The 13,265-nt window shown below is 65.0% G+C and carries 10 protein-coding genes and 1 pseudogene; 4 read left to right on the top strand and 7 right to left on the bottom strand.

What is annotated here, in order from left to right:
* Positions 1-63: 63 nt before the first annotated feature.
* Together NWE53_RS03105 and NWE53_RS03100 are read left to right on the top strand one after the other, a co-directional pair.
* The gene (locus tag NWE53_RS03105) at positions 64-1,026 is read left to right on the top strand and encodes a dihydrodipicolinate synthase family protein (RefSeq protein WP_265052923.1); all 963 of its coding nucleotides are present in this window, start codon (positions 64-66) and stop codon (positions 1,024-1,026) included.
* 100 nt (positions 1,027-1,126) lie between these two features.
* On the top strand, positions 1,127-2,128 hold the full coding sequence (locus NWE53_RS03100) for a 4-hydroxyproline epimerase (RefSeq protein WP_265052922.1): 1,002 nt from the start codon (positions 1,127-1,129) through the stop codon (positions 2,126-2,128).
* A gap of 264 nt (positions 2,129-2,392) precedes the next feature.
* Here the strand turns inward: NWE53_RS03100 and NWE53_RS03095 are convergent, their stop codons facing one another.
* Genes NWE53_RS03095 through NWE53_RS03075 form a run of 5 tightly spaced genes read right to left on the bottom strand, consistent with a single transcriptional unit; the run spans position 2,393 to position 8,350 of the window.
* A complete protein-coding gene (locus tag NWE53_RS03095) occupies positions 2,393-3,571 on the bottom strand; it encodes a Gfo/Idh/MocA family protein (RefSeq protein WP_265052921.1) in 1,179 nt (392 codons plus the stop codon).
* 60 nt (positions 3,572-3,631) lie between these two features.
* Positions 3,632-4,594, bottom strand: coding sequence for a substrate-binding domain-containing protein (locus tag NWE53_RS03090; RefSeq protein ID WP_265052920.1), 963 nt, complete (start codon positions 4,592-4,594; stop codon positions 3,632-3,634).
* 39 nt (positions 4,595-4,633) lie between these two features.
* Positions 4,634-5,650 (bottom strand): ABC transporter permease, encoded by a 1,017-nt coding sequence (locus tag NWE53_RS03085; RefSeq protein ID WP_265052919.1) that lies wholly within the window; start codon positions 5,648-5,650, stop codon positions 4,634-4,636.
* Positions 5,637-7,157, bottom strand: a complete 1,521-nt coding sequence (locus tag NWE53_RS03080) for a sugar ABC transporter ATP-binding protein (RefSeq protein ID WP_265052918.1) — start codon at positions 7,155-7,157, stop codon at positions 5,637-5,639. Before NWE53_RS03080 ends, NWE53_RS03085 begins: the two co-directional genes overlap by 14 nt.
* Positions 7,154-8,350, bottom strand: coding sequence for an ROK family protein (locus tag NWE53_RS03075; RefSeq protein WP_265052917.1), 1,197 nt, complete (start codon positions 8,348-8,350; stop codon positions 7,154-7,156). Before NWE53_RS03075 ends, NWE53_RS03080 begins: the two co-directional genes overlap by 4 nt.
* Before the next feature lie 595 nt (positions 8,351-8,945).
* Here NWE53_RS03075 and NWE53_RS03070 point away from each other — a divergent pair.
* Positions 8,946-10,115, top strand: coding sequence for a GGDEF domain-containing protein (locus NWE53_RS03070; protein ID WP_265052916.1), 1,170 nt, complete (start codon positions 8,946-8,948; stop codon positions 10,113-10,115).
* 1,056 nt (positions 10,116-11,171) lie between these two features.
* On the opposite strand, the pseudogene NWE53_RS03065 reads toward NWE53_RS03070, so the two are convergent.
* Positions 11,172-12,369, bottom strand: a pseudogene (locus NWE53_RS03065) (IS256 family transposase).
* Between the two features lie 58 nt (positions 12,370-12,427).
* Between NWE53_RS03065 and NWE53_RS03060 the strand changes: the two are divergent.
* Positions 12,428-12,556: a hypothetical protein gene (locus NWE53_RS03060; RefSeq protein ID WP_265052915.1), complete on the top strand. Its 129-nt coding sequence runs from the start codon at positions 12,428-12,430 to the stop codon at positions 12,554-12,556.
* Positions 12,557-12,724: 168 nt separating this feature from the next.
* Here NWE53_RS03060 and ldtR read toward each other — a convergent pair whose 3' ends face one another.
* A complete protein-coding gene (gene ldtR, locus NWE53_RS03055; RefSeq protein ID WP_265054802.1) occupies positions 12,725-13,237 on the bottom strand; it encodes a transcriptional regulator LdtR in 513 nt (170 codons plus the stop codon).
* Positions 13,238-13,265 lie beyond the last annotated feature (28 nt).

Here is a 13,265-nt window from a genome sequence, read left to right as displayed (position 1 = left end):
GAGACGGAGCCGTCTGGTCGGCCCGGCCTCTCACGCCACCCGCGAAGCCAGCAGGAGAGCGAGATGAAGGCCAAGATTTTCTCCGGCGTAGTCCCCGCCTTGATGACGCCCTGCAAGGCAGATCGGAGCCCCGACTTCGACGCGCTCGTGCGCAAGGCGAAGGACCTGATCGCCGACGGCATGTCGGCGGTGGTCTATTGCGGTTCGATGGGTGATTGGCCCCTGCTCACCGATGCGCAGCGGATGGAGGGCGTCGAGCGGCTGGCAAAGGCCGGCATCCCGGTCATCGTCGGCACCGGCGCGGTCAACACCGCCTCTGCCGCGGCTCTCGCCGCCCATGCGCAAAAGGTCGGGGCCAAGGGCCTGATGGTGATCCCGCGTGTCCTGTCGCGCGGCACCGTCGTTCTCGCCCAGAAGGCTCACTTCAAGGCGATCCTGTCGGCTGCGCCCGATCTGCCGGCCGTGATCTACAACAGCCCTTATTACGGCTTCGCGACGCGTGCCGATCTCTTCTTTGCGCTACGCGCCGAGCACCCGAACCTGATCGGCTTCAAGGAGTTCGGCGGCCCGGCCGACATGCGCTACGCCGCCGAGAACATCACCAGCCGCGACGACGACGTGTCGCTGATGATCGGCGTCGATACCGCCGTGTTCCATGGCTACGTCAACTGCGGCGCCACGGGCGCGATCACCGGCATCGGCAATGTGCTTCCGAAAGAGGTGATCCATCTGTGCAAGCTGTCGCAGGCGGCGGCCGCGGGTGATGCCGAGGCACGCCAGCGCGCGCTCGAACTGGAGCAGGCGCTCGCCATCCTCTCCTCCTTCGACGAAGGCCCCGACCTCGTCCTCTACTTCAAGCACCTGATGGTGCTGAAGGGAGACAAGGAATACACGCTGCACTTCAACGAGACCGACGCGCTGACCGAGAGCCAGCGCGGCTATGCCGAGGCGCAGTTCAAGCTGTTCAACAGCTGGTATGCCGCCTGGACCAAGCAGCCCGGCGCCGTCCAGAAATACGCCGCCTGAGGGCCATGCGCCGCTTGCGCTTTCCTTGAAGACGAGTCGGGCGCTCTGTAGGCCCGACTTCTTTGCGGCATCCCCCCAGCGCTTCTGAGGGAACGGACCCATGGCGAGCTACACCTTCTCCTGCCTCGACGGACACACCTGCGGCAATCCCGTCCGGCTCGTCTCGGGCGGCGGGCCGCGGCTGGAAGGCGCCGATATGCTGGAGAAGCGCGCGCATTTCCTGCGCGAGTTCGACTGGATTCGCACCGGCCTGATGTTCGAGCCGCGCGGGCACGACATGATGTCCGGCTCGATCCTCTATCCGCCGACCCGGCCTGATTGCGACGTCGCCGTGCTCTTCATCGAGACTTCGGGCTGCCTGCCGATGTGCGGCCACGGCACCATCGGCACGATCACCATGGGCATCGAGAACGGCCTGATCACGCCGCGCGAGCCGGGCAAGCTCTCGATCGACGCGCCGGCAGGCAAGGTCGACATCACCTATCGCCAGGAAGGCCGCTTCGTCGAAGAGGTCCGCCTGACGAACGTGCCGGGCTTCCTCCATGCCGAGGGCCTGACGGCGGAGGTTGAAGGCCTGGGAGAGATCGTGGTCGACGTCGCCTATGGCGGCAATTTCTATGCGATCGTCGAGCCGCAGAAGAACTTCCGCGACATGGCCGATCACACTGCCGGCCAGCTCGTCGGCTGGTCGCCCAAGCTGCGCGCGGCGCTCAACGCGAAATACGAATTCGTCCATCCGGAACACCCGCAGATCACGGGTCTCAGCCATATCCAGTGGACGGGACAGCCGACGAAGCCGGAGGCTCACGCCCGCAACGCAGTATTCTACGGCGAGAAGGCTATCGACCGCTCGCCCTGCGGCACCGGCACATCGGCGCGGATGGCGCAGCTGGCGGCCAAGGGCAAGCTCAAGGTCGGCGACGAATTCGTGCACGAGTCGATCATCGGCTCGCTGTTCAAGGGGCGTGTCGACGCGGCGACCACCGTCGCCAACCGCGAGGCGATCATCCCTTCTATCGCTGGCTGGGCGCGGATGACCGGCATCAACACGATCTTCATCGACGACCGCGACCCCTTCGCGCACGGCTTCGTCGTGATCTAGAGGCGCGCTGCTTTTGCACGGAACCACGCCGTCATCCCGGGCTTGAGCCGGGATCCATGCCGGAGCGGGTACGCTGGAGGCTCAGGCATGGATCCCGGATCTGCGCTTCGCTCCGTCCGGATGACCAGTCTTTCTATCAAAACGCAGCAGGCTCTAGAGACGGACAGGAAGGAGCGCCGCCTCCCTTTTTTTGGAGCCGGCGTTATCTGACCAAGCCTCAATTGGGTATTGCGGGACGCCCGTAGCGCCCGGCGCCGCGACCCCTCAGGTGCTTTTGGGCTGCTCGAACCGTAGCCAGCGGCGCTCGGCCGAAGAGGCAACCGCGCATTCGATGAAGCGGACGCCGCGCGCGCCGTCGATCACCGTCGGATAGTCCGCGTCGAGCGGGTCGGCGTCCCGCCCGGCTTCGCGAGCGCGGATATCGGCGAAGACGCCGCGATAGATGTTGGCGAAGGCCTCGATGAAGCCCTCCGGATGCCCCGGCGGTATCCGGCCGGCCCGGCGCGCCGCTTCGCAGAGCCAGGGTGTCCCGCGTGTCAGGATCTGCATCGGCCCGTCCTGGCGATGATGGACGAGCCGGTTCGGCTCTTCCTGCCGCCATTCGAGCGTCCCGAGTTCGCCGGACACGCGCAGGCGCAGGTCGTTCTCAAGCCCGGCATTGATCTGCGAGGCGACGAGCACGCCTCGTGCTCCGCCCGCAAAGCGCAGGAGGATGCTGGCATCGTCGTCAAGGGCTCGGCCGGGAACCAGCGAGCCGAGATCGGCAACGAGCTCCTCGATCGCGAGACCGGTCACGCTCGCGACGAGATTTTCGGCGTGCGAGCCGATATCGCCCAGCGCGCCGGCGATGCCGCTGCGGGCGGGATCGGTGCGCCAGCTCGCCTGCTTGTTGCCGGTCGTTTCCAGCGCACTGGCGAGCCAACCCTGATTGTACTCGACCACGATCTTGCGGATGGCGCCGAGCGCCCCCGAACGCACCATCTCGCGCGCCTGCCGGATCATCGGGTAGCCGGTGTAATTATAGGTGACGCCGAAGACGCCGCCCTTCGTCCTCACTGCCGCGACCAGCGCATCGGCCTGGGCGCTCCTATGGACCAACGGCTTGTCGCAGACCACGTTGAAGCCCGCCTCCGCGAAGGCCAAAGCGACGGGATAATGCGTGTCCGTCGGGGTGACGATCACGACAGCGTCGACACGCTCCGTGGCCGGGCGCTTCAACTCGGCTTCGAGCAGCGCCTGCCAGTTCGGATGGTTGTGCGCGTCGGGCAGGCCCAGCGCGCGACCGGATTCCAATGCACGCTCCGGCGTCGACGACAGGGCGCCCGCCGCCAGTTCGGCCAACCCGTCCAATGCGATGGCGTGGCGGTGGACCGCGCCGATGAAGGCGTCCTTGCCGCCCCCGATCATCGCGTAACGCAGCCTGCGTCCGTTTGCTTCGCTCATGGTCGTTCCGTTCGTCTTGGCGGCCGCCGGTGCGGCGGCCGCCTTGTCTCAGGCTCGTCCTCAGAACGGCGAGTCGGGGTGGTAGAAGTTCTTGGCGTTGGCCTTGTCGATCAGCACCGAGGGGATGATGGTCGTGGCCGGCAGCTTCTCGCCCTTGAGGCGCGCCTCCGCCGTCAGCTGGATCGCGTCATAGATGAATTTCGGCGAGTAGCTGACATTGGCCTGGATGCGAGGGTCCTTGCCGTCGAGGATCAGCTTGACCATGTCCTTGGCGCCGGCACCGCCGAAGATGACCTTGATGTCCTTGCGGCCTGCCTGGTCGATGGCACGAATGGCACCGAAGGCCATGTCGTCATCCGCCGCCCAGAACGCATCGATGTCCTTGAAGCGCGTCAGGAAATCCTGCGTGATCTTGTAGGCGTCGTCGCGATTCCAGTTGGCGTATTTGGCGTCGAGCACCTTGATGTCGGGATGGGCCTTGAGCACGCCGTTGAAGGCGTCCATGCGCTCGTTGTCGAGCGTGGTGGGGATGCCGCGCAGCGCCACGACATTGCCCTTCCCGTTCAGCGTCTTGGCGATGTATTCGGCCGGGATCTTGCCGAAGGCGGTGTTGTCGCCGGCGACATAGGCGTCCTGGGCCGAGGTGTCGGTCAGGCCGCGGTCGACCACGGTCACATAGGCGCCCTTGGCCTTCACATTGGCGACAGGCCGGGTCAGCGCCGCCGACTCGAAGGGGAAGACGACGAGCGCGTTGATCTTGTTGACCGTGCTCAGATCCTGGAGCTGGTTGGCCTGCTCGGTCGCATTGGCGGCGGTGCGGATCGTGATCTTGAGGTCCTTGTGCTTGGCCTCGAGATCCTTCTTCGCCTGGTTCGCCCAGTAGTTGATGCCGCCCATGAAGCTGTGCGTCGCGGCGGGGATGGAGACGCCGAGATTGACGGGCTCGGCGGCGGCACTTGTCGCCGCGAAGGCGAGGCCCGCTGCGGTGGCAAGCATGAGGCTGCGTCTGGTCTGCATGGACATCGCTTCTCTCCCTTTTTTGGCTCGCCCAGGGTCCAAACCCTAGCGGCGGCCTTTCTGCAAAAACGCGACGGTGATGATGACGAAGCCCTGCACGGCGGCATTGAGATAGACGCTGATCAGGCTCGTCAGGTTGAGGATGTTGCCGATCACCGACAGCAGGATCGCGCCGATGACGGTGCCCGTGATGCTGCCGTGCCCGCCCTTCAGCGCAGCGCCGCCGACGATGACCGAGGCGATCGCTTCCAGTTCCCAGAGCAGGCCGGTGGTGGGCGATGCCGAGCCGAGCCGCGGCACGTAAAGCAGCGTGGCGATGCCGACGCAGATACCGAGCAGCATGTAGGTGAGAATCTTGACCCGCTCGACATCAACGGCCGCATAGCGGGCGACCGTCTCGTTGGAGCCGATCGCCTGGACATGGCGGCCATAGACCGTCTTGTTCAGGATCAGCGCGCCGATGACGGCGACCACGAGGAAGACGATGACCGGGATCGGGATTCCCGCGACGCTGCCATAATAGACGGGGGCATAGATGTCGGCGAGATTGTTCTCCAGCGTCAGCGCGCCGCCATCGGCGAAGTAGGTCAGATAGGCGCGGAAGATGCCGAGCGTGCCGAGCGTAACGATGAAGGGCTCGATCCGGCCCTTGGCGATCAGCACGCCGTGGATCAGCCCGAAGGCGGCGCCGAGCAGCACCGCGAGACCTGCGCCGCAGATCACTGCGAGCACGGGCGAGCCCAGCACGCCGGCCGCCCAGTTGATGAACATGATGACGCAGCCGGCGATCAGCGCCGCCATCGAGCCGACCGACAGGTCGATGCCGCCGAGGATGATGACGAAGCACATGCCCACCGCGATGATGCCGATGAAGGCCGTGCGGGTGAGCACGTTGAGGCCGTTGTCGAGCGTGGCGAAATCGCCGTTGAGCAACGCGCCCAACCCGCAGAGCAGGATGAGGCCGACCACCGGGCCGATGCTGGCGATGCGCTCCGCCAGCGGCGTTCCCGCGTCGCGACGGCCGGCAGCGGCGCCGGCCTGCACGGTCTCAGGCTGCGACATGGCGCGCTCCCGTTGCGTAGGCGATCATCGTCTCTTCCGTCATGTCGTCGCCGCTCACCGTCGTGACGAGCCGGCCTTCGCGCATGATCGCGACGCGGTGCGCGAGGCCGATCAGCTCGACGAGCTCCGAGGAGATGACCACGACTGCGAGCCCCTGCGCCGCGAGCTTCTGGATCAGGAAATAGATCTCGCGCTTGGCGCCGACATCGACGCCGCGCGTCGGCTCGTCGAGCACCAGGACCTTCGGCTGGGGGTGCAGAACCTTGGCGAGCGCCAGCTTCTGCTGGTTGCCGCCGGAGAGCGAGGCTGCGCGGGCCTCCAGCGAGCCGGTTCGAATGCCGAATTCGGCGACCGCCGCCCTCAGCGCCTCGCGTTCGGCGCCCTGATCGAGCCAGGGCGTCGCATAGCGCTCCAGCGCCATCAGCGTCAGGTTCGGGCGCAACGCAAAGGCGGTGTGCAGCCCCTTTCCCTTGCGGTCCTCGCTCAGATAGGTCAGCCCGTTGCGGGCGGCGTCCCGCGGCGAGCGCAGCGCGACGCTCTTGCCGTCGAGCGTGATCCTGCCCTCGCCCGGCCTGAGCCCCATGATGCCTTCGAACAGCTCGGTCCGCCCGGCGCCGACCAGCCCGGCGAAGCCGAGGATTTCGCGCGGCCGAACCGCGAAGGAAATATCGCGCGCCCAGCCGGGAACGCTGAAGGCCTCGACCTGCAGTGCCGGCGCTACGGAAGTTTCCGGCTCGATCTTGTCGGGGAAGAGATCGGAAATCTCGCGCCCGACCATCATCGTCGCCATGTCGTGGCGGGTGAGCGAGGCGGTGGGCGCACGGCCGACCAGCCTGCCGTCGCGCATCACCACGACCTCGTCGGTGATGCGCTCGACCTCGTCGAGCTTGTGCGAGATGTAGACGATGGTGACGCCTTGCGCCTTCATGCGCTCGATCAGGCCGAAGAGCCGCGCAACCTCCGAAGGCGTCAGCGTCGCCGTCGGCTCGTCCATGATGAGGAAGCGGGCCTTGCGGGAGAGCGCCTTGGCGATCTCGACGAGCTGCTTCTCGGCGACGATCAGGCGCCGCACCGGCGTCTCGGGATCGCGGGCGAGACCGACTTCGGCAAGAGCCGCCTGAGCCTCCCGGCGCATGGCGCGCTCGTCGAGAAACCAGCCCTGCCGCCGCTCATGCCCGAGGAAGACATTGCCGGCGATCGACAAATCCTCGGCCAGGTTGAATTCCTGGTGGATCAGGACGATGCCGCGCGCCTCGGCGTCTCGCGAGCCGGCAAAAGCGACAGCCTCGCCATCGACGAGCACGCGGCCTTCGCTCGGTTGCTCATAGCCGGCGAGGATCTTCATCAGGGTCGACTTGCCGGCGCCGTTCTCGCCGAGCAGCCCGTAGACGCGGCCGGGTTCGAGCGCGAAGGAGACGCCGTGCAGCACTTGGACCGGCCCGAAGCGCTTGACGATGCCGTCGAAGGCGACGGACAAGCCCGGACGATCCTGCCGTATTTCGCTCATGCCAGGCTCCCGCTGCGCAGGGCCTCGCGCATGGCGAGCACGCCGGCACCGATCAGCCCCGTTTCAGGGCCGAGCGGAGCGGCGGTGATTTCGAGATGGCGGGTCGAAAGCGCCAGCGAACGCTGGTTCACGCTCTGGCGGATCGCGGCCAGGAACATCGGTCCGATCGCCGAGACGCCGCCGCCGATGAAGATATGCGACGGGTTGTAGAAATTGACGAGCGCCGCGAGCACCTGCCCGATCAGCCGGCCGGAGCGGCGCACGATGGCATCGGCCTCCGCATCGCCGGCGCGAGAGGCCGCACCGACATCGCTCGCATCCACCCTGCCCTTCTCGGCAAATCTCGCGGCAAGCGCCGGGCTGCGCCCGCTCTTCGCCGCATCGGTTCCCATCGCCACGATCGCCGGCGCCGCCGCCATGGCCTCGACGCAGCCGCGGTTGCCGCAGCGGCACAGCGGACCTTCGGGGTCGGCGCAGATATGGCCGATATCGCCGGCCGAGCCCGTGGCGCCGCGATAGAGCTCGCCATGGCAGACGATGCCGCAGCCGATGCCGGTGCCGACCTTGATGACCAGGAAATTGTCGATCTGCTTGCGCTGGCGCCAGAGCACGCCGAGCGCCATCAGATTCACGTCGTTGTCGACGAAGACCGGGGCATCGGTGATCTCGCGCATGTCGTCGCGGATGGCGTAGCTGTCCCAGCCCGGCATGAGCGGCGGGTTGACGAGCTGGCCGATGGCGAAGTTGACCGGGCCGGGCACGCCGATGCCGACCGCGAGGATCCGGTCCTCGGCAATACCGTGCTGTGCCAGCATGGCGGGCAGCAGACTGCGCAGACGCGCCATGATCGGCCCCGGCCCCGCCTGGACATCAGCCTCCTGCGAATGCCGGGCTATGAGGGAGAGATCCGGTCGCAGCAACGCCACGTCGAGGCTGGTCGCACCGATATCGACGCCGACAAGCACGCCGATGCGGCCGTGGACCCTGAGCGTCTCGGGGCGGCGCCCGCCGGTCGAATGCTGGACACCAGCCTCGTCGAGCAAGCCCTGATCGAGCAGGCCGGCAGCGAGCGCATTGGTCTTGCTGCGCGAGAACTGAAGCGCATCCGCGAGCGCGTGGCGTGCGACGCCGCCCGACCAGAAGGTCGCCTCGAGCAGCGCGAGCTCGTCCGGACTCAACCTGTGCCAGGGCAAGGCTATGGCCGTCCTCCCATATCCGTTCGGTCTTGTCGCGACCGATTACACTGAAGCTAGGAAAGGCCGGCGGGTCGGTAAAGACCGAACTTCAGCCGAAATCAGGCGAAAGAGAGATCAAAGGCATGACGGCGCTACAGAGCGGCGATTGGATCGCTCGTCCGACGCCCGCTCCTTGGCGCTCTGCGACCGCCTTCCACCGGGACAGCGACGATGTGCTGCGCTTGGAGTGACAAGGCGGACTCCGAGCACACCGCGCAAAACCGCCGACGCGCGCAGCCAAATTCAGAATACCCGCTGAAAATAATACTTATATCTTACGCAAATGATATCCGCCGCTATTTCAGAGATTTATTAGAGACCATATCAAATTCAATAGCATGATATACGCGAATACCGATCATCGCGGCTGTAAATGTATTTTTGTTTAGATTTCACCAATACCGTTCGCGCACGGTGATCAACCGCACCACGCGCCCGCTCACAAGCTGAAATTAACTCATTTCTGCCAGCGTAGCCTCACGTACCAGGCAGAATGGAACGTCCTCCATAATGCCCGGGAGCTGAACACAGGCCCGTTGATACGACGATACCGATGGATCTTCCGACCCTCTGGTACCTCACGATCGGAACGCTCCTCATCGCGTTCGCGATGACACTCTGGGAGCGGAAAGCGCATGCCCCGCGGTCGCGGGAACTCGACCTTTGGGCAGCCGCCTATGCCGCATTCGCCGTCGGCTGCGTCCTCGCCATGAATCGCGCGGCGTTTCCGGGCGTCGTCGGCCCTGCCCTGACGAATGTCGTCATGATGCTCGGCTACCTGCTCGTGCTGCAGGGCGCCGCAGCGCTGGATGGCAAGGGCTGGCGCCCGAGTCACATTGCCTGCCTCCTGGCGGCTATCGGCGCTGCCTGGCTTCTCGCCGGAGCCGGCTGGGGAAGCATCTTCTGGAACCATGTCAGCGCGTTTCCCATCGCAGCCATCAGCGCCCTGACCGCATTCACGCTCTATCGCAGCCGGACGGCAAAAGGACTGCGCTCTCGGCCGATCGCGATTGCCGTCTTCGTTTGCCATAGCGCCTTCTACGGCGCCCGCACCTTCGTCGTGCCGGTCATCGTGGCGCTCTACGGCGACGGGATGCTGCCCATCGTGGCCAAGATGACGATGTACGAGGCGGTGCTGTTCTCTGTTGCGATGCCCATGTCGTTTCTCGCGCTCGTGCGGGAGGAGGAGCGGGCCGGGCTTCTGGCGGCGTCCCGCACCGACTACCTGACCGGCCTCAACAACCGCCACGGCTTTTTCGAGCTCGGCGCCGAGTTGCTGCGGCAGCAGGGCACAAGCGCGCCGCATTCGTTGCTCGCCTTCGATCTCGATCATTTCAAGACGATCAATGACAAATATGGCCACGACGCCGGAGATCGCGTCCTGAAGCTCTTCGCCAGCATCGCCCGCGAGACTGCCGGGCCCGATGCCATGGGCGTTCGTCTCGGTGGGGAAGAATTCGCGATCCTGCTGCCGAACACGGCCGGACAGGAAGCCCGCGCGGTCGGACAGAGCGTCGCCGAGCGATTTGCCGAAATGACGGCCCGCGCTGACGGGCTGGGCATCCCCGCGACGGTCAGCGTCGGCCTGGCAGAAGCCGGGACGGGCGACGTCGACCTGACCGAGCTTCTGGCCGCGGCGGACCGCGCCCTTTACCGCGCCAAGAAGATGGGCCGGAATCGCATCGAAATCGCAAAGCCGCGCAAGATCGGCCGAGCGGCCTGACCGGCGGTCCAGGCCCAGCAAGGCGCAATGTGAGCGGAGCCGAGTGACATGCGCTCGGTGGTTGTTCATTTGGTTGAAATCCGACGCGGTGGCCGGAAATCGGACGCTGCAATCGCGGCCGTTAGCAGATCAGTGGATAGCTTCACCGGTCGTCCAGCTTCCGCATGGCGTAGGTGACCTACCGTACGCTCCACCAGGAAGGATCGACGCTCTGATTGATGCGGCCTAGACGCCCATCGCTCGATGAGGTCAGCGTCGAGCCGCAGGTGGTGCTTCCAAGGCGCACTCTCATCACCTCAATGCCCGCTCGTTCGCTGGAAGCTTCGCCCAGCGCGGTGATCGATATCAAGCGACGACGGCACCGCCATGGCCCGGCCACATCCACCATGCTTGAAGAACGCTCCCAAAAATTTGGGGTCCATTCGAAGAGACCCACTGGGTCCACATCGAAATAAAATCCAATAAACCCGTTGTTTTCAATGGATCTTCTTTGGTGCCACTGAAGTGGCGCGACCTACGGGAAACACAATACGTCCGTATGCCGTTGTATTTACATCCATTTCTCTAAATCGATTGCCGCGAAGGCCAACAAAAAGGCCAGCAATTTTCGGCGCTGCCGGTGAATTTCGGTGAACGCCCGCGAAGGTCGCGGCCAAATTGTCGCACCCGTTAGATTGCTGTGGGCTCGATCGTTCTCGGCTCGTCATCCCCTTGCCGGGTCTTGTTGCCCCGCGTCCGAGACGACCCACTCCTGAAACGGCGGGGGTAGCTGGAGAATGTTCTTGCCAGCTCCGCTATTTGCCCCCCCGCCATCGCAGAGATACTAGAGCGCCTCCCCCGGTGTCCCCTGTGAAAACAGAAGAACCGCGCAGCACTGCACTGTCACGGAAATGGGCGATTTGAGCCTGGCCGGTTGACCTTAGCGACCCCAATCAGAGAGGCACTGAGGCCAATAGACAATGACCAGCAGCCCGATCGCTGACGGCCGAACCGGTCGTGTCCCTGATGGTGGTGTAGCTTCGCGGAGCCACCCCGATGCCGGCTTGGCCGGGGTTGTCAGGCGGCCACGGCTGGCAGGCTGACAATGGGATCATCGCTGATCGGCGCGATGCTTTCCAGCGTGATGTAGCGGGCGCGCTGGACGGCCCATTCATCGTTCTGTTCAAGCAGGATCGCGCCGACGAGCCGGGTGATGGCGGCTTCGTTGGGGAAGATGCCGACGACCTCGGTGCGGCGTTTGATTTCGCCGTTGAGGCGCTCCAGCGGGTTGGTGCTGTGCAGCTTGGCGCGGTGCTGCGTCGGAAAGGTCATGTAGGCCAGCACGTCGGTCTCGGCTGTGTCCATCAGAGCGGCGAGCTTGGGCACCGTCGGCCTGAGCTGATCGGCGACCCTGCGCCACTGCTGGCTGGCCGCCGTCGCATCATCCTGGGCAAACGCCGTGGCGATGAAGGCAGAGACGACACGCCGTCCCGAGCGGCCAGCATGGGCGAGCGCGTTCCTCATGAAGTGAACGCGGCAGCGCTGCCAGGTCGCGGTCAGAACCTTCGAGACGGCCGCCTTGATGCCTTCATGGCTGTCGGAGATGACGAGTTTGACGCCGCGCAGGCCGCGCCTGGCCAGCTTGCGCAGGAAGGCGATCCAGAAGGTCTCTGCCTCGGAGGGACCGATATCCATGCCCAGCACCTCGCGCCTTCCGTCGCTGTTGACGCCGACGGCGACGATCACCGCTACAGAGACGATCCGCCCGGCCTGGCGGACCTTCACATAGGTCGCGTCGATCCAGAGATAGGGCCAGTCACCCTCGATCGGCCGGTCGAGGAAGGCCTGCACACGCTCGTCGATCTCCTCGCAGAGCCGCGAGACCTGGCTCTTGGAGATGCCGCTCATGCCCATCGCCTTGACCAGGTCGTCGACCGAGCGGGTCGAGATGCCCTGGATGTAGGCCTCCTGAATCACCGCGGTGAGCGCCTTCTCGGCCATGCGGCGGGGCTCGAGGAAGCCCGGGAAATAGCTGCCCTTCCTCAGCTTGGGGATGCGCAGCTCGACCGTGCCGGCGCGTCTCCCAGTCCCGCTCGCGATAGCCGTTGCGCTGCGCCAGCCGCTCGGGGCTCTTCTCGCCAAAGCCGGCGCCGGTCAGTCCGCCGATCTCCAGCTCCATCAGGCGCTGGGCGGCAAAGCCGATCATCTCGCGCAGAAGATCGGCGTCAGGGCTCTTCTCCAGCAGCCCGCGCAGGTTCATCATCTCGTCGGTCATCGGGGATCTCTCGGTTTAAGGTTTGCGTTCGCAACCCAAACCTAACCGGCAATCGCCGATGACCACCCTCAGCTACACCACGCTATGGGACACAACCGCCGAACCTAAGAAGAAAGCGGCAGAGCAGTCATTCAACCCGTTGCATCGACACGTCGGCATGCTCGTAGGATTTGAACACGCGGTTTGAAAGTCAGTTTTCCGGTTGTTGTCCCACCAGCGAGGCAAGCACGCTACTCGTCGGCGCGGCCTATCTGGAAACTGGCCTGGGGCGCAAATCCGGCCGGCGGACGTGTTGGGCAGGGAGCTTTCGAAGAGCCGCTTGGACCTGCGGATGGCAGGCTGGACGGCACTTTTCTCAGAGCTTGTAGCGGATCTGATCGGACCAGAAGCGCTCCAGACGCAGCAGCGCGTTGTTCATGCGCTCGAAGTCGTCAGGGGCGATGCCGCCGATCTGCTCGACTGTGCGGACGTGCTTGTCGTAGACGCCCCTCACGAGATTGTGCACTTCGGCGCCCTTCTCGGTCAGGCTGATACGGACCGAGCGGCGATCGATGCGCGACCGCGCATGATGGAGGTAGCCGAGTTCGACCAGCTTCTTAACGTTGTAGGAGACGTTCGAGCCGAGATAGTAACCGCGCGTCCGCAGCTCGCTGGCGGAGAGCTCGGCATCGCCGATATTGTAGAGCAGCAGCGCCTGGACGCTGTTGACGTCGTCGCGTCCACGGCGCTCGAACTCGTCCTTGATGACGTCCAGAAGACGCCGATGCAGCCGTTCAACCAGGGCCAGAGACTCAAGGTAAAGAGGCTTCACATTCAGATCAGATTCTTCCGACTTCGGATCAGCTGAAGTCTTAACGCTCGCTTTCATGGTATATCCCGCCTGTTGAGCATCGGTC

Origin of the sequence: Bosea sp. NBC_00550, assembly GCF_026020075.1 — a bacterium.
In the GTDB taxonomy this organism is placed as follows: Bacteria; Pseudomonadota; Alphaproteobacteria; order Rhizobiales; family Beijerinckiaceae; genus Allobosea.
Note: the sequence above shows the minus strand (reverse complement) of the source record. Positions and strands in the feature narration are given on the sequence as shown.